Consider the following 23,012-nt stretch of genomic DNA (forward strand, 5'->3'; position numbering starts at 1 on the left):
ATAGAATTAAAAAGAAAATTAGTGCGGATACTACTTTCGAGTATTAACTTTAAAACTTGGAGGTTGAAGGATTGCATGTCAAATATCACAGTCCATCCATTGTTACAAGAGGTATCTAGTAATTTTGGAACAGAGCTATATGTAGTGTTGTCTGGCTATATAGGGCCTTCAGATGCAGACATAGTTCGTTTGTATTCGAGTTTTGAAATGTCGCATTATGTTGACGTTCCCTCTGGAGACGTTCTAGCGGTATCTGAAGGAGACCTTAATGGGAAAGTGAAAATATTTATACTTGGTTCTGCACCAATTAGGTTAACGAAAACATGCCCCGCAAGAGCGTATGAGGTTTTTAATGGTGATGATAATCCTGGACCCCCAGAAGGGGAGGGTGGTGATGGAAGAGCTGATGATCCAGTTCAAACTGGTGGAGGAAGTTATGCAATGAACAACAGGCTTAGTATGGTAATGCATTTTAAAAAGTTGTTCAAAAGATATAACTAACAAAGGGAATAAGAGGGCACTAGCACAACTTTAGACATAAGAGATTCAAATCTACCGCCTAATAATTGGCGGTTTTTCTTTGCTCAAAATTAAAAGAAGGACGCATGAACGTCCTCCCCATCACCCAGGGTATCCCCCGGCTGAGATAGCGGCCCGCCGCGCGCGGCATTTATCGACACCGCCGCTATCTCGCATTCCATTTTACACGGAAAGCCGAGGGGTACGCATGAGAACACAAGATGAAATTTTAATGCAGCATGAACTCGAAGTCGCGGAAGGTATCCTCGAATCCAAGGAGCAATACCGCAAAATCGTCAAGGCAGCTATCGCCCAGTGGGTGAAGGATCTGCAGGCTGGAAATATAAAGATGCAGACTGTTGCCGACTTGGAACGGTTGATTGAGCTGGATATCAAGCTTCAGCGGGATGATCAATAACGAATAAATAATAAAGAGTACTTTTTTTGGCTTTTATAAATACACATGTAGTAAGAGCCAAATAAGAAAAAGAAAGAGGGCAGAGTGGGGCTCTACCCTCAGTAAGTAAGTTCAAAATCAAACGTACATGTACTCAATGGATACAGTCAGACCTAACAGACTTATTGTAATACGCTTGATTCTTTTCAAGTACCTCCCCCCCTTCGTTTTTAGAGTATGTTATCCGGAGGGGGTTAATGACCAAAAATGTAAAAGACAAGCATGGGGTGTTAATATTCCATGCTTTTTCCTGTTGGGGGTGGTGATGAATGTAGATGGCCAGAGAAAGAAGTCCTGAACGGGACAAGGCAAAACTGATGTGGCTGGAGAGCGGCGGAACGTTGAAGCTAAAAGACATCGCCGCCGCTCTTTCTGTTCCCGAGTCCAGGGTCCGCAAGTGGAAGTCCATGGATCGTTGGGAAGATGAACTCAATGGGAGCGTTTCGGGGGATTCCAAAGGGAGCGCTCCAAATGGAACGAATGGGAGCGTTCCGAAATCAAGGGGAGCGCCCAAAGGCAACAAGAATGCTGCTGGCAATCGGGGCGGTGCTCCACCCGGGAATAAAAATGCCGTGGGGAATAGCGGTGGCCCTGGTGGTCCATACCGCAATAAAAAGGCATTGAAGACAGGCATGTATGAAACTATCTTTCTGGATGCCCTTGATGCAGATGAGCAGGATATGTTTGATCAGATCGACACTTCTCCACTTGTCCAGCTCAATGAGCAGTTAATCATGCTGTCGTTGCAAGAACGCAGGCACATGAAGCGGGTCAAGTTGCTTGAAGCCGGTCTGACTGACGAAGAACGTAAGACCAAGCAAGAGCTCATGCAGCGGAAGGACAAGGTACCTATTACAAGCCCCAAGACGGGGAAAGAAATTACGGTACCCGTTGTCACTGAAGGCATGAAGGTAACGGAGATTACGACCGTTGTCACTTCGAAGCTAGACAAGATCCTCAAACAAGAGGAAGCCTTGGTCAAAACGAGGGATAAGAAATTACGGGTTATTAATCTGATTGCCAGCCTGCAGCAAGAGGAAGAGAAATTGAGAATCGCCCGTGAACGTCTTGAGCTGGACAAATACAAGGCATTGGGTCATGGCGGCGATGGCGGGGGAGAAGGTGACGACGATGAAGAGAACGATGGGGATGATTTAGATTGGTAATTGCATTAGCGAAGGAACACCGTCGTCGAATCAAGCGTAAGTTGCAACAACGGCCAGATAAGTTGGCGGAACTGAAAGCAATCCTGTTAGACTTTGAACAGTTTTGCTTCCGCATGCTCAAGATCAAAGATAAGTCCGGGGCCATGGTTCGGTTAATCCTTAATGATGCTCAACGGCGATATGCTGCCAAAGTGTTTGAAGATTTAGAAGCAGGGAAGCCCGTCCGGATCATTATTCTGAAAGCTCGGCAAATGGGCTTTTCAACGGTGACAGAAGCGTTAATCTACTATTTCACGTCCCTACAGGAAGCAAAGAATGCCTTTATCGTTGCTCAGTCTTCAGATGCTTCCAGTAACTTATTCGATATGTTCCAACTTTACTATGAACGCGTGCCATCAGTCATACAGCCCATGACGCGTAAAAACAATGCCAAGAAGCTGACCTTCGAGAATCCCGCGATCCGGACGGCAGACCGTCGCATGAATCCGGGACTTAAATCCAAGATCACCGTTCAGACAGCCGAAAGCCGAGTTCTTGCCCGTTCCGATACGATTCATTATCTGCATGCTTCCGAAGTTGCGTTCTGGCCAGCCAAGAAAAAGAAGCGGCATTTGCTTTCCCTTCTTGCTGCTTTGTCCAAAGAGCCAGGAAGCATCGGAATTATCGAATCCACAGCGAACGGCATGGAAGAGTTTAAACAAATATGGGATGCAGCCGTTAAGGGCGAGAATGATTTTTCTCCGCTCTTTTTTGCATGGTTCGAGATGCCCGATTACCGGAAGCCTGTTCCTCCGGGCTTTGAACTGACCGAAGATGAACTGGAACTGAAGGCAAAATACAAGCTGGATGATGAGCAATTACAATGGCGACGTTACACAATCCGAAACGATTGCGGTGGCGATTCACGGCAGTTCGAACAGGAGTATCCTTCTGAACCTGAAGAAGCGTTCCTGTTATCTGGGGAAAGCATCTTTGATAACAAATTCATTAAGCGCCTGAAGGAAGCAATTAGACTGAAAGGTGTCATTCATGAAATTGATTTTGTTAAAGAAAAGGTTGTCCCGGCCCATGCGGGGGAACTGGTCATCTATCGGCAGCCAGAGCAAGGTAAACGATACATCTTGTCGGCAGATACAGCCAAGGGTACAGAAGATGGTGACTATGATGCTGCCTATGTGATCGATGCACGTACAGGCGAAATGTGCGCCGCTCTTCACGGTAAATGGGATACCGACTTATACGGGAAGAAGCTGAATAGACTCGGCTTGTATTACAACACTGCATTGTTGGCCGTTGAGAACAACAACACTGGGGAATCCGTGCTGAATACGTTGTTCAACACATGCCATTATCCACTTTTGTTTCTTCACAAAAAGGGGCGGCTTGGCTGGGAAACAAACAAAGCAACCCGTCCAGTGATGATCAGTGATTTCAAAGAAGCCATTCGGGATGAGTTATACGATATTTACTGTCCTGATCTGTACGGTGAATGTATGACGTTCATCGATAACAAGGGCAAGGCAGAAGCTGATAGCGGCTGTCATGATGACCGTATCATGGCGTATTCCATTGCCCTGCAGGTGCGGCAAGTGGCTGACAAATGGTTCGAATGGTTTAAGAAAAAACAACAGCAACAGGAGGAATCGAAGCATGAAGAAAACAATGGGGGAGCGGGGTGGATTTAATTGAGTGAAGGCAATGCAACATGGGTTCCATTTGCGAAGGAAGAAGGTAAGCACATTCCATCCAGTGCCCAACTTCCCGATGTATTCGACAGCTTATACGATCATCACGGGCTGTTACCATTTGAATCAGGCAACGATCCTACTTCCTGCAGGTTGCTTGTCAAAAACAGTAACATTATCCCTCAGTGTATTGAGGCGTACAAGCGCAACATTGCTGGACATGGTATCGCACTGGAGTATTTGCCAGGCGAGAGTGACGAGACTGCGAAGGAAGAATGGAACCGTGCTGAACGCTTTTTGGAGACTTGTAACCTCGAAGATAATCCTGAAGAGATCATAGGCCAGCTTATTGAGGATTTGGAAAGCACGGGGATGGCCAACATGGAAGTTGCTTGGCCGAGTGGGAGTGAATTCCCGACGATCTTCCGGATGGACCCGAAGTATGTAAGGTATACAAAGGAAAGCACCAAGGCCACCATTAAGCGTAAACGTCGTATCAGCTCAACCAAACAGGTCGAAGAGTTTACGCAGGAAATCTATGCCCGGCGATATGCTATGAAACGGGGAACTTCGGTTGTGTGGTTCCGGTTGTTCGGTACCGATGGCACTGAGAATCAAGTTATTCCATTGAAGGTTGGCAATGACGGGGCCTACGGTGAACCCCGCTGGTTTGGGAACGCGCCTGGTGTGGTCGGCTCCCGTGAAGCTGAGGAATTGAACGTATCCTACTTTTCAAACGGGCGTATGCTCTCCATGATTTTGACTGTGACAAACGGACGTTTGACCAAGCAATCCATGGAGCTGCTGAAAAACGTCAAGGGTTCACAGTCCCAGGGTGGTATTTTGTACCTCGAAGCCAAAGGGCAAGAAACAGGCGGACCACTGGACGATAAGGTCGAGAAAGTATCCGTCAATTTAGACAAGTTGAATGATCTTCTGCAGCAGGATGCTTTGTTTTTGGGTTACGGGAAGGAGAAGAAGGCTGATATCTTGTCATCTTTCCGGCTTCCTCCGATTCTCGTCGGGCAAAGTTCGGACTACAACCGTGCAACAGCTCAGGCAGCATTGCAGTTTGCAGAAGAACAGGTATTTGAGCCCTATCGCAAGTGGATCATGAACGAGATATTCAACAAGCGTTTGTTCCCAGCTATGGGAATCTTCCGGGTGAAGGCAGTTCTTCGTGCGCCGAGCATCATTGATCCTGAGGATCGTAAGGCAATGCTGGACTTTATCGCTGACCGAGGCATAATGCTGGTTCGTGACTTGATTCCGATTGCTGAGGATGTATTGGGTACCACCATTGACGAGAGCAAGTACAGCGAGGAATACCTGGATACTCCTATCGCTCAATTGGCAAGCAGCCAACCTGCTATTATTGATCCTGAAGGCGAGGGTGATGCCGACGACTTGCAAGAGCGTGTTTCCGTTATTGCGAAGCGTCTGTTGCGGAAAGGCTCAGCAGAGGTGGGCGTCAATGTGTGAGTCTTGTTGGGAACTGATTGTCAAAGCAGATGACGATGAATTTCTGGATAGTCTGGAATTATCCTATGTGGAACGCAAGCTGCTGGAAGAACTGTACAAGCAGGGTGAAGACCGGATCATGGAGATCCTTGAGCTTCAAGGACAAGCGCTCCAGGATGCCATTGCTGAAATGAGTGAGGAAGCCCTCGGGAATATCGGTGAACTGGGGAAGGTTCTTCTTGCTTTGCACACATCCGATGTCTTCTCTGACCTGTTCGAAGAGGCAGTCCAAGAAGCTTTTGAACCTCTATTTGATCTAGCGGGGGAATCAGAGCTGTTGCAACTGGATGATGAGAAGACATGGAGCATAGGCAACGAAGCAGCCAAACAATTTGTGCAGGAGATCCGCAGCCTAGTGCCCGATATGAACCAGTCATCAACGGATACGCTCCTTCGTAGCTTTGAGAGAGCGATCAAGGAAGGGAATACACCATCTGAACGTGCTTTGTTGGTTCAAGAGATCAGTTCTTTAGTTGCTACAGGCGAGGATGGTCCATTTACCATGCAACGAGCTCAGCGGATCTCGCGAACCATGAGTACAGCAGCAGCCAACGGTGGTAAATTGGAAGGCTGGAAGCAGTCAGAAGTTGCCAAGGGTAAGAAATGGCGTTCTGCTGCTGGTGCGAGAACCCGGAAGACTCACCGCAAGGCAAATGGTCAAGTTGTGGATCTGGATAAGCCGTTCAAGGTCGGCAAAAGCAAGCTGATGTACCCTGGTGATCCCGCAGGATCTCCTGAAGAAATCATAAATTGCCGTTGTACGATGCAACTGGTACTTGATTAAGCGAGGTGAATTGCATATGAGAAGTGTTGGTATGGTGCTGTTGTGGTCATGCCTGTTTGCTATGGAGTTGTACCTGAGAGGAGGTGAAAGCGAAAATGCCAAGAGAATTAACAAATGTCGATATCACGCACATCAGTTACGTTGACAAGGGAGCCAATCAAAAGCGGTTCTTCCTTACAAAGTCCGCCAAGAAGCCGGATTTCCAAAAGCAAGTCCGTCTGATTACAAAGGCTGATGATGCGAAGAAACTGGTATACGGTGTTGTTTATGAGCCGGAGGCAGAAGATACTCACGGCGACATGATGACTGCCGAAGAGATCGAAAAGGCTGTTCATGGATTTATGTCCAATCTTGCGATTGCCAAGGGTGCGGTTATGGACACGCAACACGATTTTGACCCCGGAGTGGGGGATGTGGTGGAATGCTACATCGCACCTGTAGATTTTGAATTGGGTGGCGAGACAATCCGTAAAGGGTCGTGGGTACTAGTTACCAAAGCAAGCGACGACATTTGGGAGCAAATCCAGAGCGGTGATATTACCGGTTATTCAATGGCCGGCACCGCAGAAGCGATTGAAAAGCAAAACCAGGAGCCTGCGGCCAAGTCGGATGACGAAGCTATGGGCTTTTTTCGTACCATGAAGGCATTTTTCACTGGCAGTAACAGTAATGAAAAGATTGCTAAAGGTGCGGTTGCAGATAAATATGAACGGGACCGTCGTCGCCGTGAATTTTGGGCTGCTCAGGATGCACTGAACAGTGTAATTTTCAACTGGGACTATTGGGATAGTGAGATGGAACGCGATCCTGAAACGATCCGCGAAGCGCTCCAAGACTTCATCACAATTGCCCAAGAAGTGTTGATCCAAGAGGATATTGCAAAAGCAATTGGTAAACCGCCTGAAGCCATTGGCAAGGCTGGTAAGAAGATTTCCGCAGGTAATCTCAAGCATGTAGATGACGCTATTGCTGCATTAACCGAATTAAAAAACAAGACAGCTCCTGCAGACGAGGGGCAAGAGGAGGAAGACGATTTGAAACCAGAAGATATTGCAAAAGCCGTTCAGGCAGCAGTTGCACCTATTGCTAAGCAAGTGACGGACCTGACCAACGAGATTACGGAACTGAAAAAGCAGGAGGGTGAAGGTACTCCTGATGTAGGCACTGCAACAGAGCCGCAAGCAGATGCTTTGACTGACGCTATTGCCAAGGCTCTTGAACCACTGACCCAGCAAATGAACACGCTGGCTGCTGATGTGCTGATTGTTAAAAACAGTCGTGGTGGTTCCCGGCAAGGTGGAGAACAAGAAGAAATTCACAAGGCATCGGGCGCTTCTACATTGTCCCGTTTCGTCTAATTAAAAGGAGGATTCTAAACATATGAGAAACAACGGACAAATCGCAAACAGCAGCATTCGCAAAGGCGCAATCCATACTGGACTTGATCCAGCAGCGATGAACTATGAGGAAGTCGATGCATTTTTGCAGATGGCATACGAATCCACAGAATTCTTGAAAGGAATCCGGACTGAAACCCGAGACAGTTCGAAGGGTACTATTGACAAGATCGGCGTGACAGGGCGAAACCTACGTAAGAAAAGAGAGGGGAATCCCGCTGGTAAGCAAACTGAACCTGTGTATCAACAAGTTCCTTATTCTGTTGTTCCTGTAACTCTCCAGTATGAGATCACGGAAGAGAAGATTCGGATGGAACAGCGGGTTCGGAAACAGAACATTGAAGAAATCATCATGGGTGGCATGACCCGAAACTTTGGCGAAAACATGCAGGACTTGGGCTTTAATGGTGATATGAGCACTCTGAACACTGATCCTGATTATGACTTCCTGAGCATTGCTGATGGTTGGTTGAAAAAGGCTCGTAACACAGGGAATTTCACCGATTGGTCTACGCTTGACGCAGCAGGGAAGCTCGGTATCTTCTTCCGTTTGGAACGTTCTGTGCCAACAAGGTTGCGTAATGGCGGACAGTTTAAGTATTTCATGCACCCTAACACTTTTTCTGAACGTTTGGAACATTTGGCATCGAAAGATACCAGTGCTTCTATTCAAATTCAGATTTTGGGCGCACAAAAGAGAATCAACAACTACGATGTGGAAGAAGTGCCACATATGCCTGAGGGTGCTGTTCTATTCACGTATAAACCGAACTTTGTCATTGTAAATACTTATGACATGATCATCCGTAAGACAACCGAAGGTAAAGCGGCTGTAACAGAGGACAAACGATTCTATGCCACGCATGCTGATGGGGACTTCATTTTTGAAGAGCCAGGTGCTGTTGCAATGGCGGAAGGGGTGCAATTCTGATGCATAAGGTTACCTTTAATGGTCAAAACACTTCACTGACAAAATACAATCATCGCTTTGAACCAGGAAAACCTCTACTCGTTTCTTCGGAGGTTGCGGAGAAGTTGGCGCAGGAGAAGGACTTTACGGTTGAAGAAGTTCAATCGGAACCCGCTCCATTAGTGGATGATAGCGGCAAGGAAGATGAACCGAACCTAACCGGATTGAAGGAGCAAGCGAAGGCTGCGGGTATCAAAGGGTATTCATCCATGAACAAGCCCGAATTGATTGAAGCCTTGGCAGCCCTGTCGCAGAAGGATGATCCTTATGCTAACGCCCCAACTTCTTAAAACCCGCAGCCGTGTCTCACCAATCCAAGAGGCAACACCTGAGCAGTTAGAACAGTACATCGATGACGCCCAGGTACGGATTGAGTTGTATTTGCCCATTCCTTTCCCTGAAGAAGTGGATCGGCAGCTCATGCTCGCATGGGTGAAGCTGGCTGAAGGGCTTGCCCTACAGGACAGTGAGGAATATTTGGCTGCTGTCGCTCGGAACTATGCTTCAGAGAGCGATGGGGCTTGGACATACACCCGACAAGCGATTGCAGGCATGACCACGGGTAACCCGGACGTGGACGCAATCTTGTTCCTTTGGGTGAAGAAACAACAGGAAGGGCCGGACGATGGCAACATCACGGCCTATTTGTTGTGAACCATCGGTTTAAAACGCCGCTTGCCGTTTACCGGGTAGGCAGCAAGCGGGACGGTGATGATCTGTTCAATGATCGGAAGAGCGGCAAAATTGCGGATCTCAAATGCCATGTTATCAAGACGGAGACATCCGACAAGGCTGATGCAAAACCCGTGATGTACATCGTGAAGAAAACGATCGGCGTGGCCAAAACGGCTGATGTGAGAATCAGCGATGAAATTGTATTGTTCGGTCGTCGTTTTCGAGTCATCGATGCGAATCCTCGCCGCTATTGGATGGAGCTGCTGATGACATGTGAGGTGAAAGGCAATGATCGTTAATGACTTTGATGGGTTGGCACGTAGATTCAGAAAACTGGCTGATCAAGGGATGAAGCGGGTTCTGACCAACATTGCCGAAGCTTTGGGGGAGACGTTGTTAAACCACATCATTGACGAAATCGATAGGCAAGGCATTATTGATACCGGCCTGATGTGGAACTCATTTACCCGTGGTGGCGACGGAAACGTATGGGAATGGGATGTTGACAGGAACTCTATCACATTGGAAGTCGGTTCTGATCTTGGGTCCGGTTCAAACGATCAGGGAGCATGGGGTTATCCGCGTCTGATCAATGACGGTTACACGATTCACAAAGCCCATTGGGTACCGGGATACTGGAACAGTGGTGGATCATTTGTGTATGACAGAAATGCCAAGACTGGATTCATGGCAAAACCGCGTAGCTTCATTGGCCGACGATACTTTGACATTGCCGTTACTCAGTTCGAAGGCGGCATGAACAGGCTCATCATAAGGCGGCTTGAAATAGAGCTAGAAAGGGTGCTGCGATGATGGATGCAGGATTGAAAGCTTGGGCTGAGATTGTACGGCATGTTTATCCGGACCTGACCATCCTGCGGGATCGGACGCAATGGCTTGCTGGTAATTTCGAACGGCCATCGGTGTTCATTGAAACGGATCTTGTGTCAGACAAGACCCATACCCCGCGGGCTAACCGGATTGTGGAGGATGTGGGACTTGTGTTCCATTTTGATAAGGAGCGAGTAACGGAAGAAGACGAGGGGGAACCCATCCCCATTGATCTGGATCCGTTGTTCACATTCTTACGGCAACAACGGTTTTGCTACGCTTCAAAACGCTTTGGTGTGGCATTGGTGATGGAACCACCGAGTAACCGACCCGAAAAAGATCGGATTGAGGTCACCTGCAGGTATTCATATCTTCTGGCAGTGCCGAAGGTTCCGGTACCAAAGATAAATGAATTTCACATTGGATATGGAAAGGAGCTCACCCCATGAGCACAGCACGCAAGGATAAGCTTGTCGCCGCTGCTGTCCAGGAGGACCTGAACAAGCGGACCAAACAGGAATGGATTGAGGGTGCAGCCGCCTTGAAGCATGAACGCTTCGAGGTGGCGGGCGCCCTTTTTGATTGCAAAGCTGATACCCTGCTATCCCAGCAGGAAGTACAAAACCGACTGGAAGCATATTTGCAACCAGCGGTACAAAAGGAGGAATCGTTGAATGTCGATTCAGAGGGTTAGACCAGGGGGATATGTTGAGTTGATCGCTTTGGCCAAGGCCAGAGTCGTGCCAGTGACAGGCCGTGTACTGATCCCTTACCAAGCGGAATGGGGGGCGGCCAACCAAGCCATTGATATGGCTGACACTTCCGAACGTTTGAAGGAAAGCGGCCTGCAGGTTGATGAATTGGAGCTGGCATCCGAAACTGGGGCGACTGTGGTCGGGTACCGGGTAACAAACGGTTCTGAAAAGGCTGCTGCTTCAGCAGTTACCGACAGTTACACAATTGAAGCACGTTACCCAGGACTGCGCGGTAATGATTTTGAATATATGATCCGTGCCAGCTTGGTTGATGCCTCCAAGAAAGAGATCATCATCAGAGATACCAAAGGGATTTACGACACAGAAACTTTCACAGTTGCCGATAAGGCTGCTGCAGAAGAAGCCCTGAAGAAGTCCAATATGATCCGCTTCAAATCGACAGGTGTTGTTGCTTGGGCGGACGTGGCATACACGGCGCTTACGGGCGCCGTATCTGGTTCATCGACAATCACGACGTCAGACTGGAGTCGGATCTTTAATCGGGTGGATGGTTTGACGTTCGATGTGTTCTATCTGCCATCCACGGATGCAGCCGTCCAAGCAGCTGCTAAACAATGGTTGCTTGATCGCCGTACAAAGGCTCGCAGACTTGCTCAGTTGGTCGTTGCTGGCATTGCATTGGATGACACCGACATTGATAAGCATAATGCCCGTAGCCGAGCTATGAACGCCCGATACATCGTTAACTGTGCCATCGCTGGTACACACATTAATGGGAAGACGTACAACTCGGTGCAATGGGCGGCTTGGCTGGCTGGTCTAATGGCTGGTACTCCTGCCAATAGGTCATTTACTGGTGTTAAGGTCCCTATGACAGTTGCAGCAATTGACTGGAGCCATTCGGAAGTCATGAAAGGACTAGCGGAAGGCACTCTGATGGCAACTCGTGACGGTTATGACTACATCATTGAGTCTGCAGTGAATACACTGACCACGATGGGCGCAGGTGAACGTGAAGACTTTGGCAAGATCCGTGTCTCCATGACGATTGATCAGGTGCTGAACGATATCTATTCCACGGCCAAGAAGTGGAAGGCTAAACTTGACAATGATAAGGATGGCCGGGGCATGTTTATTGCGGCTGTGCTTGAATACCTGGCAATCCGCAGGAGCCAAAAAGCGATTGATGAAGGTTATACCTTCACGGAAGATCCGAACAATGTGAGTGACTTCGATTACGCTTATTTCAAGCTGTTCGCCAAACCGCTCGATGCCATCGAAGCATTCTATATTACATGGGAGGTGGCATAGTAGATGGAACGCGAACTAATTGGCCGGAATCTTTCTTGTGAAGACGATAACGGGGATAAAGTTCAGACTATCAAGGAAATTGAAGTCACACTGAATCCTGAAACATTGGATGTTGTCCGAGCTCGCCGAATGGCGAAGACAAAACAAATCGTAGGTTATGAAATCCCGGTAAAACTGGTCATGTCCAAATTGGAATCCAGGTTGCGTTATCGTCTGTTGGAGGCTTTTAAAGCAGGTAAAACCATGTTCCTCGATCGCATCACTGGTTCCTTGGAAGACATGCAAACAGGAAATACGGAACGGGTCCTTCTGACGGGTATTCATATTCACGGTAACATGGACATTTTGGTCGCCCAGATCGACAGTAATACCGGAATCGATATTACCCTTGAAGGAACTGCTACAGACTTTGAATTTGTGGAACAGTTCCCGGATTATATGGCTTAATAAATACCCCAAAGTCGGAAAACTTGTGGTAATATTATGTAATTGATAATTGACTCGGGGGAAATGTATGATAGTGCGTGTTATAGCCATAATTCTATTATTACTTGGAGTAGTACGTTTATTTTTACCAGACTTTATAAGGCTTCCTAACATTAAGATCGATGGCTATGTTCTTTTCTTTATAGTATCAGGGCTAGTCGTTTGGAATCATAGAAGGCTTGTGGAACTTTATAAGAGAACTGTTCGGTATAAAAATAACATACTCAAAGTTAGCATTATTTCCCTATGTATAACAGTCATTATTCTAAGAATGTTCTCGGACAACATCCGGTTTGATAACACTTCACTTTACATTTTGGTTTTATTAATAGTCACTACGCTGATTCCAGATTTAAAAGATCTGTTGCTTAGAATCAAACGATTCAAAAAAGGTGATTTTGAGTTAGAATTGTCCGAAATTGTTCAGGAATTGAAAGATAAAGTTGAAGAGGTTGAGGAAAAACAGACTAAGAATCTAATCAAAGATAACAAAGAACCAAAGAATGATTCTTTAAACGAAGAAGATGTTGTCAAAGAAGCTCCGGAAGAATATGAGGTGTCAACAAAAAAAGTTAAAAGGGATCCGTTTGAAGAACAAATAAAAGAACTAATTGATCACCCTGTGCCCCTTATTATCCTCATTTCTTCTGAAATTGAAAAACGAGTTAGATTACTTGTTCTCAAAGAGAATAACAAGATGTATCTGAACCATAGGGCTGCGATGAAAGAAGCAGTTAATAAAAAAATAATTTCTAAAGATATATGGATTCTGAATGAGAAGTTCATGAAGATTCGAAACTACGCAGCCCATGGACATAATTCTGCTTTTAACGAAATTGAAATTTACGAAGCCATAGAATTGGGTTTGAGGATATTGAAATTGTTACCTAAGGAAACACCTCAAACCGAATACCAAGAGCCCCTAAAATAATAGGGGCTTTTTTGTTAACAAAAAAGGAGGAACAACCAATGAGTGACAAATTACAGAAGTATCTCGCTGCCGGTACAGAGGCGGCTAAACCTGAACAAATTGAAGTGCCAGTGGACGGGGAAAAATGGTCTGTGCGTCGTCTGACCACTATGGACCTGCGCCGCGCTTATGAGGCAGCATATAACGATGATGGCACAGAAAAGGGGTCGTTCAATGACATTGATGCCATGATCGTAAAAGCCACAGAGCATGATTTCGATTGGAAAAACATTGAACTTCTGAAGGCGTACAATTGCGTGAACAAAAACGAGTTACCGCCACGTATGTTAAACAACCCTGATCACTATGCTGTGTTGGCCAAGGCGGTTCGTAACTTCCAAGAAACAAAGGAAGAGTTGCTTAAAGAAGCAAAAAACTCATCCGGCGAGACGGCGAAGCAAGCTGGATAGCATCCTTTTGGATTAACCAGAAGAAATTACCTTCCGAAGTCTTGCCGTATGAAGTTAATCGGAACAGGCAGTATCATTTTTGTTTGGCCGCATCGATGTTGGCCGAAGAAGAAATGAAGAAGCTCAATAAGAAATAGGGAGGGGTGAAAGATATGGCTACGGCCAGTAGAATAACCGTACCTATTGAAGCAAGGGATCTCGTATCTGGTACACTGCGTCGTATGCAGAGCGGGCTTAGAAATACGCAAGACGATGTTGGTGGTCTTCGCCGTGCTGCAGATCGTATGGGCAGTGAGTTTTCATCGTCCATACATCGTGCAGGGGAGTCAGCGCGTGATCTTGGAGCCCAGGTCGGACGAGCTGCAGACGAAACAAGGCAGCTCGGTCGTGCTGTGGTCGGGGACTTATTCCGACGGGCACGTTCCAGCGCCGAGAACTTCCGTCGTTCTGTGTCTCGTGCAGATGCTGAGGTAAAGGGTGTATCTGATGCCCATGTAAGACTACATGCCGACGATCAAATCAGTCCGCTGGTCGATAACATTTCTGCCAAAATATCCGGGCTTGCTGCCCTCGGTGGTGGGTTGGTTTTGGGTGGAGGCATGTCGGATGCAGTGTTCGGTGGTGTAGGGGATTATTACAAGGAATCTTCACGGCTTGCCCCATACTTATCAACTCAGCAGCGTTCAGATGTTATGGCCACAAATGACCGATTAGTTGCTCAAGGGCTTATCTCTGATAGAGCCACAGGAGCTGCTGAACTTTCTACCCTTACACCTATGGTCCAGGACAAATCTAAGGTTAGCGAAGCCTTCGCGGCCACAACGAAACTACAAGCAGTCATTCCCGATTCCGGATCTGAGGAAATGCAGAGAGCAGTCACCCAAACAGCTAAAAACTTTAAGGAATCCTATTCGCAAGTTGCTGACAGCATAGCTCATGCTTACATGTCAGTAGGAGATCCCCAAAAAGACCTAGCGGATACGTTTTGGGAATATAGCCCCTACTTCGCAAGTAGCGGCACAAGCTCAGCTCAAATGAGTAATTTTCTAAGTCAAACGGTAAAAGAAGGGGCCTTTAATTTCGACAAGCCGGGCGATTTCTTTAAGGAAGTTTTTGGGGTTAAGGCTCTTAATGCTGACGACATGGCTGATTACTTTGGTGCTCGGGGATCAGGAAAGAAAGATGCTGCACGACAAGCTGAAGCTTTTGCTGCAGACATCAATTCCGGGGATAAACAGAGAGCCCAGGGCGCGATAGCTGCTTTACTTGCTGATATGGCCAGCCAAGACCGTAATGAATTGAAGCAGTCATTGACCAAGCTGGGGTCAGCAACGGGTGAAGATAATGCAGACTCAATCTTGAAGACGTATGGCGTTGCCTTTGAGAAAGCGCCTGACATGACCGGCACGGCTGATAGAATGGTTTCTCAGCAACAAGCATCTGATCCAATGACTGAATACAGACAGTCACAGGCTCAGATTCAGATGCAAATGCAGGACATTGGCGGTACAATCATGCAAGCCTCCGTCCCTGCAATGAAGGAATTCAATACCTTGTTGACAGATAACAAAGCACAAATAGAGGCGTTGGGATCAGGGATCGCAACGGGAATTGGGAAAGCCGTAAGTCTTTATAAGGAATACGACACCTTTTTCAACTATTTAATGATTAGTTTGGCTGGTGTGCTTGCTCTCAAGGGCACAGTTAGTATGGTGAAGGGAACTAAGAATCTTTACGGTGATGTTACTAGCGCAGGAAAGTGGGCATGGAACAAAATTCCCGGCACTCGTAAGTTTGGTGGTGGAGGATCTTCTCCAATCGGCGGATCTGATCTTGTGTCCAGTATGAACGTTAATGCAACTCGTGTTTACGTTAATGGCATCATGGGTGGTAACGGCGGAGGAAATAGCAAGAACAGACGTAAGAACAGAAGGAATGGCGGATCAGGTGGATCAAAGTCGAAATCCAACACTTCGACCAAAAATACAACCAGAACGGATATTGTGAGCGATAAGAAGTCAAAGCCGCAAACGTCAACGAAGTCGAAAGTTAAAGACGTTTCTGCTAAGACGCCCAAAACGCCTAAAATTAATCCAAAGCTTGGGCCGGATGGCTTGTTGTCAACGGGTGTAAAAGGTGTCGGTGGCGCAGCTAAAGGTGTCATGAAAGGCCTTGGTGTGCTTGGCACAATTGCTAATGTTGGTTTCTCGGCTTATGACATGTATGGCACAGCAAAAGAACAAGGTTGGAAAGAAGCCATCTCCACAAAGGGTGGTTCAACTGTCGGTAGCTTGGCAGGTGGGGCAGTGGGCGGTCTATTGGGATCACTTGTTGGTCCTCTTGGTACAGCTGCAGGTGCAGCGGTTGGTAGTTGGGCAGGTGAGAAACTTGGTGCTCTTGCTGATTCGAGTGGACTTACTCGTGACATGGTGGAGGGTGTCTCAAATCTTACAGACTCAATCAAAGGATGGATGGGGTTTGGTCCGAAGGAAGAACCGAAGTCGGTTCCTGTCACGCCTCAGTTGCCGAAAGAAGCTTTTATCTCAACGACCGCATCCACGACGAAGGAAGGCGAACAAAAAATCAAGGAAACGATGGAAAGTGTTGTTTCCAATGTACAAAAGAGCGGGCTTAAGCAAGGCCTTACAGATGCAATGAACGAGAGCGGCGTCACTCAAGCCGCAGATCATATTAAAGATAAATTAGTGAGTATGTTCAAAGGCTCTGAGTCCAAAGAGGCTGAAAGTAACGTCAAAGCCGTTGGTACGGCAGCCAAGGAAACCGAACAGAAAGCCAAGGATCTGGGCGTTACAACAAAGAATAGCACAAGGGACATTATCAGCGGCAACGGCCAAGCTGCATTAAGTTTTAGTGGTGTGAGCTCATCGGCCAAAAGCGCGATTGATCTTACTCGGCAACATCTTGAATCGCTCTCTACTGTTTCAAGCAAAGGAAGCACCTGGGGCAGCAATCTGATCAGTATGATGGCGGCGGGAATGCAAAGTAAATTCCCGACATTGACAAGTATCGTTTCCAAAGCTGCAGGGGTTATCAAAGATTACCTTGGTTTTAGTTCTCCGACCAAGGAGGGACCTGCCAGTAAGTCGGACCGATGGGCGGGGAATTTCGTTTCCATGTTCTCGGATGGGCTACGACCAGATTCGATTCGAGAACGCATGAACCAGATTGCTGGGACAATGCGGGACGGTGTGGATGGCATTGAAGGTCCGAATTTGTCCGGCAGTGCCATTCCCGTCCGGACGACTCCGTTGTCTGCGCAGGCATCCAGTGGAAGCAAGTCTGTAACGATTGGCAATGTCACAATCGATCTCGGAGGGATTGCAGCGGGCATAACAGACTTCCAATCCTTTGCCAAGGCTCTGACAAGCCCTGAAGGGCGTGCACTGATCCGTGATGTAGCAGGTGAAGAAATATACAAAGCATTGGAGACAGGGGGTTAACGCATGTTGGCGATGTCTCAAGGGGCCATCCGGCTGACCTTCCCGATCACTCCAGCCGAGGTACAAATTACAACGGGGAATGACGTGGATACATTCCCCGTTATCACCGGACAAGAGCGTACAGGGAAACCCACTGCCAAGCTGCAGCGGGTTTCTTTTACGACCATTTTGCCTCGTGAATGGCGGGAACTGTGGGAGACGGATAAGAAACAGACAGTCACCTATAAGCGACCAGAAACCACGTGGCAACTACTGGAGAAGTGGAAGCCAAAGCCTGTTGTATTGAACTTCGATGAACTCTTTTCCCAGACCATGTTGATCGAGAACATGGAGATCGTTTATAAAGATGGCCAAGGCAATATTCATATCACTATGTCACTGGTTGAACACAAGCCTGTGAAAATCATTTCTTACAGTAACACGAAGCAACTCCTGAAGCCTGGCGTGATTATAACGAAGTCTTCCAAGAGTCGACCCAATACAACGGCCAAGTCCAGCAAAAAGGACAAAAAGAAATCGACCAAAAAGAAGAAAAAAGCTACAGATAAGAAGAAGAGTTCAGCTGCTGCGAAGGAAGCTGCAGATAATGTAACGGGTGATTTTGACTATACTGGTCGCAAGAGCAAGATTGCGGCGGCAAATAAAAAAATGAAGTAAGGGGGTCGGTCATGGACAAATTTGCAGTTGTATACGGAAAGCAAGATGCCAGGGCGGCCCTTGCTCCTGCTATAACCGATATATCATGGTCTTCTCAACGGGACGAAATTGCGCGTAACATGACTGTTCGGCTGCGTGACATCCCCACGATTAGCGTGGCCGGTATGCTGATGTGCTTTTCCCATAAGATAGGTAAGTCCCTTCTTCATCATAAGAACCAGTTCTTTCACGGTCCCATTATCGACTTTGAACAAGATGAATTTACAGGTGCTTGGGAGATTAAAGCCCGAGAGATTGGTTGGTATTTGGCAAAGAACAAAGGCACCAGACCATACCTGAAGGGCGAAGCAGGATCTGAGTTGCAGAGGTACATCCAGACGACTGGCGTCGATTTCCGGTGTCCTAATCTCGGCTTTAATCTGGATGAGCGATATGGGACCCTGGCGCATTCTGAGATCATCCTGGACGTATTGCAAAAAGCATATGAGCGTAGCGGCTACCGATACCATGTGGATGTTGTCCGGACGGAAACAAATTTTTACCTGCAGGTGGTTCGTGAGGGCAAGAACGAGGTTGTTCCTATTTTCGTGCCCGAACAAATGGAAGCCAGCAGTGCAGGCTATAACATTGAGGAAACGTACACGGTGGTTACCGCGCAGAAGTACAAGGATGACAAACTGGCAGCATCTATTACGAAAACCAATGCTGCAGCTTTGAAGACGTTTGGCCGGATGGAAGAGATCATTGAAGTCGAGGAAGACGAGAATCCAACGACAGTGGCGACGCAACGGGTAAAGGCGATGTCCAAACCTAAGCAGATCAAGAAGATCACCGTTCGTCATGAAGATCATACTTTGGCAGGGCTACGGGCTGGCTGGCTCGTGCTGATCAAGACGACGGTGGTCACCAAATGGATCGTGGAGAGCGCCGATACGACCTGGAGCAAGGGCATATTTACGGTCAAGTTGGTTTTGGAACGGAGGGAAGCGTAATGATGGGTGATGCAATGAAACTTTTACAACAGAAGGTGGCGGGGCATATTGATGCGCGGGATACTGAGCGTGCAACCCTCCTGAGCTGGCCAACTGCAAAGATTGAGGTGGATGGAGATCCTCATCCCTATGAGTCGGCAAGTCTGGTCTTCGCAGATTACCTGCAAGAACGGGAAATTGAGGTCACATTTGACGTTGTGGAACCAGAACCAACGATCTTAAAAGGCAAACTCCTGATACCAAGTCCGTTAGAAGTCGGGGATAGGCTCCTTGTTTCCCGCATGACTGGTCAGCGTTATTACGTGCTAGGAAAGGAGCGTTAGTGCATGGATGAGGACGAAACGTTATTCCCGGATTTGGATCTTGAAGAAGTAGACGTCACCGATTTGGTGGACAACATTCCTTCTGCAACCAAATGGACGTACAAAATGGACTACCGTAACCGCAGGGCTGTTCTGGATGAGTCGGGGCGTCCAGTGCGGACAACCAGTTATGAGGAATTTCTTGTTGAAACCGCCATGAAGATCATTTGTACCGAGCGATTCCAATATGTTGTATACGGTGCTGACATGGGCGTTGAAAAATCAGAATGGCCAGGATGGGAAGACACTGAAATTATCCGCGATATCGAAGAAGCGCTGACGGCTCACCCGGAGATTGAGCAAGCCGAGGTAACGTCAATGACACGTGTTGATCGGGGTATGGATTTAACCATCCAGATAACGGGTCTTGTAGGCGTCGCCGAACTCAATGAGGTGATCGATACATGAGCTTGACGATTAATGATTTGCCCAAATTCCCCGCTGTTCCTGTGCTGGAAGAAACCCCAGATATGATCTATCAACGATGGGTTAACCGGGCAATTACGATGGCCAACGAAAGAGGGCTGCCACCGCCTCCTGTGGGCGAAGGGGAATACTTCTATGATCTTTGGTACCCTATCGCTCAGGAGATTGCTGAACAGCAAGAATTGTGGGGCTATGGCGTGTTGCAGTCCACACCGATCTGGGCAGATGATGAATTTTTGGACGGCCATGGATGGGCTGATGGTATGGTCCGGAAGGAAGGCGAATCCAACGATGATTACCGCCTGCGTATTCTTGATCGTGCTTTTGTTGAAGAAGGCAACGGCCGCCGAAAGGACTATGAAATTTGGGCCAAAGAGATCCAAGGCGTGGGTGGAGCTGTGGCCGTGGAAAAGGAACGCCATGACAATTCTATTGATCTGTATCTGACCGACATGGCCGGACAACCAATCACAGCCGAGTTTGCGGAGAAAGTCAAAGCGTTGATGTGGGAGGAATACCGTATTGCTGGCCATGACCTGGCCGTGTATCCTGCTCCGATCTTCCTTGTTACCGTTAAAGCCACGTTGCAAACAATTGAAGATCTACAGCAACTGGTCGAACTGATCCGCCAACGGGTAATTGCATATGCTAACGGTCGCAGCAAGCTGTTATACAACTATATTGCCGCTCTCTTGCTCGTGCCAGGCGTGGAGAACTACAGTGACTTTACCCTTAATGATGATGTTCAGGATGTTGATGTCCCACCTGTATCGTTCCTGCAGGTTGAGGTGGTGCTGCTATGATTCCAGTTCGGTACCGGGAAGTTTTACCGCCGTATTGGTATGAAAACGAAGTAGCAGGCTGGCATTTTGGAGTAATGGAAGAAGAAATCGATCTGCGTGAGAAGAAGATGGATGAATTAGTGGATCAGTTCTTGCTGCAGCGGGCGACCTGGGGGCTTGGTCTTTGGGAATGGATCTACTTCCGGACGGAACAGGTAGGATCGTTGGCAAACCGTCGTGAAGCCATTCGACGAAAAAGGTTGGCCAAGAAGCCATTTAAGCTACCGATCCTACGACAAATTGGTTCGCAATACGGCAAGCTTTTAAAGGTGACGGAAGAGTTTCTCGCCAAGGAAATCCACTTCGAATATGATGCTGGCGCCCCGATCAATTTGGCGGGGTTATTTGCCGATTTCGAATATATTCGCCCGGTCCATATTAACAGGGGTGTACCGGTTGTCCAAGCCCCCAAGTCGACCATCACAATGGGCGTGAAAGCCTATGGATACAGCGTAGACTTCCCGATTTGTGGACTTGAAATGCCGATCGAACTTGGAACAAGCGGAACTTTGTCACAAGGGACAATCACAACGGGGGCAGTAACCACGTCGGCCCGGATAGATAGTCCAATTACAGGTTTAGAAATACCAATGCAAGGAGGGTCAACATAATGGCTGCTGAGGTTATTCAACCGTTGTTGCTTGATAATGTGGTCAATAGTGTGGATTCATATTTTGACCATGCTTTGGTCAATGTTGGCGGGGAACTTGTCCCGTACCCGATTCACAATACAGTTATTTCCGGAAGAAGCGTCCGCAAATATGTATTTCTTGCTGACACCGATTTGGTCGGCAAACAGATCCTAGGCGCATCGCTCATGGACGACCAAGGGCGTACGCTGGCCAATCAGGCACAAAACGTGATCAAGAATGATCGCGGCTATTTGATCGGGTTCGAATTCAATATAAAGCTGGAGGTGAAGACAGGTGTATAACAAACAAACGTGGTTGGACGAGATCCCGGATATGACCCGGCCCATTTTAGATTCATCTGGGAAACAAAAGACGGACCCGCAAACAGGACGACCATTGTTTGAGCTCGTACAAGCTGGTACCCGAATTACTTCAAACAGGCTTAACACGATGGAAGGCGGCATCGAATCCGCGCACACACTCCTTGAAAAGCTGGCTAAAGAAATGGGCGGCAACTTTGTTGCTGTGATTGATGGTTTAATGGGGCTGGTTTGTAGTGCTGAAGGGTTAAAGGCAAGTTGGACAGCTGGTGTCGCCTATGTAGGTGGGCGCCGCTATGAAATAACTGCCGGAGAAATGGCTTTGAATCCAACTCAAGGACAATATCTATACGTGGACATTGATGGCGTGGTTAAAAAGACAACATCACAGGCAACGGCCAAAGCTGGTTTGTTGCTTTTTTATGTTGTCACTGATACCAGCGGTGTTATTTCCACGAGTGATCAACGTGTTAACTTAAGCATCCAAGAAGCTTATGAGGTGGCATTGGAGGCAAAGCAGCTTGGCAATGAGCGAAAAGCGGATGTGGTTGCCGCGCTTATTGCTATGGGGATTTCGGCATCCACATCTGATACATGGTCACAGTTAATTACCAAAATGAAAGGAGTGGTGAGAGCTAAAGGTAATGCTAATCCATCAGATGTACGGGAGGGCAAAAGCTTCTCTAATTCGGAGCGAGTTGATATTGTAGGCACGTTACCAGAACGCACCACAGGCACATTGACAATAACACCTGGGGGGAGTACTAAAACACATCCAGCTGGGATTTACGGGGGTGACATTATCGTACCAAGTGTGGTCGTTCCAGCAGATAAGGTACTTGAGGGAACAATCATCGCTGGTACAGAAGGCACAATACCCAATAGAGGTGTCGGTGGTACGGTTACACCAAATACAACTAACCAAACTAAAACCAAAGGCAATTATGAAACGGATATTGTCATATTGGGGGACGCAAATCTAAAGGCTGCTAATATAAAAAAAGGTGTCAAGGTTTTTGATATCACAGGTACTCTAGATCTGGGCTTATTACCAGGGACCCAAACGTTATATGAATATCCAAGTCCGAGGTCGTTTTCCTCTACTACACCAACACCAACATACAGAATTCGTACAAACTATGCGGGTACCTATAGAGTATCCTGTTCTTTAAATAACTCACCTTCAGGAGAATCTATTGGTAGCCAAGTATATACACAAACGTATGTTAATGGTGTCGCTCGTGGGAATAAATACGCAGCATCTACTCAATACCCAACCTATCTTACAGAAGATATAGCTGTTAATGCTGGTGATGTAATCGAATTATATGCGTACGGGACAAACAGTATCTACGGTGGTTTTATAGGTTATTTTAAAATCGGTGTCAGTGATATAACAACAACATTACTGGGTTAAAGGAG

At 47.3% G+C, this 23,012-nt stretch carries 27 protein-coding genes; all 27 read left to right on the plus strand.

Features of this window, described 5'->3' with window-relative positions:
* Window positions 1-75 precede the first annotated feature (75 nt).
* The 27 genes from PPA03S_RS02595 to PPA03S_RS02725 all read left to right on the plus strand — a co-directional run bounded on the left by PPA03S_RS02595 (window position 76) and on the right by PPA03S_RS02725 (window position 23,007).
* The gene (locus PPA03S_RS02595; protein ID WP_062319493.1) at window positions 76-501 is read left to right on the plus strand and encodes a hypothetical protein; all 426 of its coding nucleotides are present in this window, start codon (window positions 76-78) and stop codon (window positions 499-501) included.
* 226 nt (window positions 502-727) lie between these two features.
* The gene (locus tag PPA03S_RS02600; RefSeq protein WP_062319495.1) at window positions 728-937 is read left to right on the plus strand and encodes a hypothetical protein; all 210 of its coding nucleotides are present in this window, start codon (window positions 728-730) and stop codon (window positions 935-937) included.
* Between the two features lie 314 nt (window positions 938-1,251).
* Complete coding sequence (locus PPA03S_RS02605) at window positions 1,252-2,142, plus strand: phage terminase small subunit-related protein (protein ID WP_062319498.1); 891 nt, start codon at window positions 1,252-1,254, stop codon at window positions 2,140-2,142.
* Window positions 2,136-3,827, plus strand: a complete 1,692-nt coding sequence (locus PPA03S_RS02610; protein ID WP_062319500.1) for a terminase large subunit — start codon at window positions 2,136-2,138, stop codon at window positions 3,825-3,827. The genes PPA03S_RS02605 and PPA03S_RS02610 overlap by 7 nt, the downstream gene beginning before the upstream one ends.
* Window positions 3,828-5,309 carry a phage portal protein gene (locus PPA03S_RS02615; RefSeq protein WP_062319502.1) on the plus strand — a complete coding sequence of 494 codons (1,482 nt, stop codon included), beginning with the start codon at window positions 3,828-3,830 and terminating at the stop codon, window positions 5,307-5,309.
* Window positions 5,302-6,132, plus strand: coding sequence for a phage minor head protein (locus tag PPA03S_RS02620; protein WP_062319503.1), 831 nt, complete (start codon window positions 5,302-5,304; stop codon window positions 6,130-6,132). The genes PPA03S_RS02615 and PPA03S_RS02620 overlap by 8 nt, the downstream gene beginning before the upstream one ends.
* 95 nt (window positions 6,133-6,227) lie before the next feature.
* Complete coding sequence (locus tag PPA03S_RS02625) at window positions 6,228-7,490, plus strand: XkdF-like putative serine protease domain-containing protein (protein ID WP_062319505.1); 1,263 nt, start codon at window positions 6,228-6,230, stop codon at window positions 7,488-7,490.
* 22 nt (window positions 7,491-7,512) lie between these two features.
* Window positions 7,513-8,460: a phage major capsid family protein gene (locus PPA03S_RS02630; protein ID WP_062319507.1), complete on the plus strand. Its 948-nt coding sequence runs from the start codon at window positions 7,513-7,515 to the stop codon at window positions 8,458-8,460.
* Entirely contained in the window at window positions 8,460-8,789 is a 330-nt protein-coding gene (locus PPA03S_RS02635) for a Rho termination factor N-terminal domain-containing protein (protein ID WP_062319509.1), read from the plus strand. The genes PPA03S_RS02630 and PPA03S_RS02635 overlap by 1 nt, the downstream gene beginning before the upstream one ends.
* Window positions 8,767-9,153, plus strand: a complete 387-nt coding sequence (locus PPA03S_RS02640; protein ID WP_062319511.1) for a head-tail connector protein — start codon at window positions 8,767-8,769, stop codon at window positions 9,151-9,153. Before PPA03S_RS02635 ends, PPA03S_RS02640 begins: the two co-directional genes overlap by 23 nt.
* Window positions 9,150-9,473 carry a hypothetical protein gene (locus PPA03S_RS02645; RefSeq protein ID WP_062319512.1) on the plus strand — a complete coding sequence of 108 codons (324 nt, stop codon included), beginning with the start codon at window positions 9,150-9,152 and terminating at the stop codon, window positions 9,471-9,473. The genes PPA03S_RS02640 and PPA03S_RS02645 overlap by 4 nt, the downstream gene beginning before the upstream one ends.
* A complete protein-coding gene (locus PPA03S_RS02650; protein ID WP_062319514.1) occupies window positions 9,463-9,987 on the plus strand; it encodes an HK97 gp10 family phage protein in 525 nt (174 codons plus the stop codon). Before PPA03S_RS02645 ends, PPA03S_RS02650 begins: the two co-directional genes overlap by 11 nt.
* Window positions 9,984-10,454, plus strand: coding sequence for a hypothetical protein (locus PPA03S_RS02655; RefSeq protein ID WP_062319516.1), 471 nt, complete (start codon window positions 9,984-9,986; stop codon window positions 10,452-10,454). The genes PPA03S_RS02650 and PPA03S_RS02655 overlap by 4 nt, the downstream gene beginning before the upstream one ends.
* Complete coding sequence (locus tag PPA03S_RS02660) at window positions 10,451-10,699, plus strand: hypothetical protein (RefSeq protein WP_062319518.1); 249 nt, start codon at window positions 10,451-10,453, stop codon at window positions 10,697-10,699. The genes PPA03S_RS02655 and PPA03S_RS02660 overlap by 4 nt, the downstream gene beginning before the upstream one ends.
* A complete protein-coding gene (locus tag PPA03S_RS02665) occupies window positions 10,680-12,032 on the plus strand; it encodes a phage tail sheath subtilisin-like domain-containing protein (RefSeq protein ID WP_062319520.1) in 1,353 nt (450 codons plus the stop codon). Before PPA03S_RS02660 ends, PPA03S_RS02665 begins: the two co-directional genes overlap by 20 nt.
* Before the next feature lie 3 nt (window positions 12,033-12,035).
* Window positions 12,036-12,479, plus strand: a complete 444-nt coding sequence (locus tag PPA03S_RS02670; RefSeq protein ID WP_062319523.1) for a phage tail tube protein — start codon at window positions 12,036-12,038, stop codon at window positions 12,477-12,479.
* 67 nt (window positions 12,480-12,546) lie between these two features.
* Entirely contained in the window at window positions 12,547-13,449 is a 903-nt protein-coding gene (locus PPA03S_RS02675; RefSeq protein ID WP_062319525.1) for an APC family permease, read from the plus strand.
* 38 nt (window positions 13,450-13,487) lie between these two features.
* Complete coding sequence (locus PPA03S_RS02680; protein WP_062319527.1) at window positions 13,488-13,898, plus strand: hypothetical protein; 411 nt, start codon at window positions 13,488-13,490, stop codon at window positions 13,896-13,898.
* Window positions 13,899-14,050: 152 nt separating this feature from the next.
* Entirely contained in the window at window positions 14,051-17,359 is a 3,309-nt protein-coding gene (locus PPA03S_RS02685; protein WP_062319528.1) for a hypothetical protein, read from the plus strand.
* A gap of 3 nt (window positions 17,360-17,362) precedes the next feature.
* Window positions 17,363-18,016, plus strand: coding sequence for a hypothetical protein (locus tag PPA03S_RS02690; RefSeq protein WP_062319530.1), 654 nt, complete (start codon window positions 17,363-17,365; stop codon window positions 18,014-18,016).
* An 11-nt stretch (window positions 18,017-18,027) separates the two neighbouring features.
* A complete protein-coding gene (locus PPA03S_RS02695; RefSeq protein WP_062319532.1) occupies window positions 18,028-19,008 on the plus strand; it encodes an XkdQ/YqbQ family protein in 981 nt (326 codons plus the stop codon).
* A complete protein-coding gene (locus PPA03S_RS02700; RefSeq protein ID WP_062319534.1) occupies window positions 19,008-19,331 on the plus strand; it encodes a hypothetical protein in 324 nt (107 codons plus the stop codon). Before PPA03S_RS02695 ends, PPA03S_RS02700 begins: the two co-directional genes overlap by 1 nt.
* 3 nt (window positions 19,332-19,334) lie before the next feature.
* Window positions 19,335-19,778, plus strand: coding sequence for a DUF2634 domain-containing protein (locus tag PPA03S_RS02705; protein ID WP_082703961.1), 444 nt, complete (start codon window positions 19,335-19,337; stop codon window positions 19,776-19,778).
* Window positions 19,775-20,599: a baseplate J/gp47 family protein gene (locus tag PPA03S_RS02710; RefSeq protein WP_062319537.1), complete on the plus strand. Its 825-nt coding sequence runs from the start codon at window positions 19,775-19,777 to the stop codon at window positions 20,597-20,599. Before PPA03S_RS02705 ends, PPA03S_RS02710 begins: the two co-directional genes overlap by 4 nt.
* On the plus strand, window positions 20,596-21,249 hold the full coding sequence (locus tag PPA03S_RS02715; RefSeq protein ID WP_062319540.1) for a putative phage tail protein: 654 nt from the start codon (window positions 20,596-20,598) through the stop codon (window positions 21,247-21,249). Before PPA03S_RS02710 ends, PPA03S_RS02715 begins: the two co-directional genes overlap by 4 nt.
* Window positions 21,249-21,572 carry a hypothetical protein gene (locus PPA03S_RS02720; RefSeq protein ID WP_062319541.1) on the plus strand — a complete coding sequence of 108 codons (324 nt, stop codon included), beginning with the start codon at window positions 21,249-21,251 and terminating at the stop codon, window positions 21,570-21,572. Before PPA03S_RS02715 ends, PPA03S_RS02720 begins: the two co-directional genes overlap by 1 nt.
* A complete protein-coding gene (locus tag PPA03S_RS02725; protein WP_062319543.1) occupies window positions 21,565-23,007 on the plus strand; it encodes a hypothetical protein in 1,443 nt (480 codons plus the stop codon). The genes PPA03S_RS02720 and PPA03S_RS02725 overlap by 8 nt, the downstream gene beginning before the upstream one ends.
* Window positions 23,008-23,012 lie beyond the last annotated feature (5 nt).

Origin of the sequence: Paenibacillus pabuli NBRC 13638, from assembly GCF_001514495.1 — a bacterium.
Lineage (GTDB): Bacteria > Bacillota > Bacilli > Paenibacillales > Paenibacillaceae > Paenibacillus > Paenibacillus pabuli.

Excerpts from the sequence above, each read along its gene's own strand:
- PPA03S_RS02685 (WP_062319528.1), top strand. The coding sequence starts at position 14,051 with ATGGCTACGGCCAGTAGAATAACCGTACCTATTGAAGCAAGGGATCTC.
- PPA03S_RS02630 (WP_062319507.1), top strand. The coding sequence starts at position 7,513 with ATGAGAAACAACGGACAAATCGCAAACAGCAGCATTCGCAAAGGCGCA.
- PPA03S_RS02695 (WP_062319532.1), top strand. The coding sequence starts at position 18,028 with ATGGACAAATTTGCAGTTGTATACGGAAAGCAAGATGCCAGGGCGGCC.
- PPA03S_RS02640 (WP_062319511.1), top strand. The coding sequence starts at position 8,767 with ATGCTAACGCCCCAACTTCTTAAAACCCGCAGCCGTGTCTCACCAATC.
- PPA03S_RS02595 (WP_062319493.1), top strand. The coding sequence starts at position 76 with ATGTCAAATATCACAGTCCATCCATTGTTACAAGAGGTATCTAGTAAT.
- PPA03S_RS02665 (WP_062319520.1), top strand. The coding sequence starts at position 10,680 with ATGTCGATTCAGAGGGTTAGACCAGGGGGATATGTTGAGTTGATCGCT.
- PPA03S_RS02690 (WP_062319530.1), top strand. The coding sequence starts at position 17,363 with ATGTTGGCGATGTCTCAAGGGGCCATCCGGCTGACCTTCCCGATCACT.
- PPA03S_RS02710 (WP_062319537.1), top strand. The coding sequence starts at position 19,775 with ATGAGCTTGACGATTAATGATTTGCCCAAATTCCCCGCTGTTCCTGTG.
- PPA03S_RS02705 (WP_082703961.1), top strand. The coding sequence starts at position 19,335 with ATGGATGAGGACGAAACGTTATTCCCGGATTTGGATCTTGAAGAAGTA.
- PPA03S_RS02670 (WP_062319523.1), top strand. The coding sequence starts at position 12,036 with ATGGAACGCGAACTAATTGGCCGGAATCTTTCTTGTGAAGACGATAAC.
- PPA03S_RS02635 (WP_062319509.1), top strand. The coding sequence starts at position 8,460 with ATGCATAAGGTTACCTTTAATGGTCAAAACACTTCACTGACAAAATAC.
- PPA03S_RS02660 (WP_062319518.1), top strand. The coding sequence starts at position 10,451 with ATGAGCACAGCACGCAAGGATAAGCTTGTCGCCGCTGCTGTCCAGGAG.
- PPA03S_RS02680 (WP_062319527.1), top strand. The coding sequence starts at position 13,488 with ATGAGTGACAAATTACAGAAGTATCTCGCTGCCGGTACAGAGGCGGCT.
- PPA03S_RS02700 (WP_062319534.1), top strand. The coding sequence starts at position 19,008 with ATGATGGGTGATGCAATGAAACTTTTACAACAGAAGGTGGCGGGGCAT.
- PPA03S_RS02650 (WP_062319514.1), top strand. The coding sequence starts at position 9,463 with ATGATCGTTAATGACTTTGATGGGTTGGCACGTAGATTCAGAAAACTG.
- PPA03S_RS02625 (WP_062319505.1), top strand. The coding sequence starts at position 6,228 with ATGCCAAGAGAATTAACAAATGTCGATATCACGCACATCAGTTACGTT.
- PPA03S_RS02715 (WP_062319540.1), top strand. The coding sequence starts at position 20,596 with ATGATTCCAGTTCGGTACCGGGAAGTTTTACCGCCGTATTGGTATGAA.
- PPA03S_RS02675 (WP_062319525.1), top strand. The coding sequence starts at position 12,547 with ATGATAGTGCGTGTTATAGCCATAATTCTATTATTACTTGGAGTAGTA.
- PPA03S_RS02600 (WP_062319495.1), top strand. The coding sequence starts at position 728 with ATGAGAACACAAGATGAAATTTTAATGCAGCATGAACTCGAAGTCGCG.
- PPA03S_RS02605 (WP_062319498.1), top strand. The coding sequence starts at position 1,252 with ATGGCCAGAGAAAGAAGTCCTGAACGGGACAAGGCAAAACTGATGTGG.
- PPA03S_RS02720 (WP_062319541.1), top strand. The coding sequence starts at position 21,249 with ATGGCTGCTGAGGTTATTCAACCGTTGTTGCTTGATAATGTGGTCAAT.
- PPA03S_RS02655 (WP_062319516.1), top strand. The coding sequence starts at position 9,984 with ATGATGGATGCAGGATTGAAAGCTTGGGCTGAGATTGTACGGCATGTT.
- PPA03S_RS02620 (WP_062319503.1), top strand. The coding sequence starts at position 5,302 with ATGTGTGAGTCTTGTTGGGAACTGATTGTCAAAGCAGATGACGATGAA.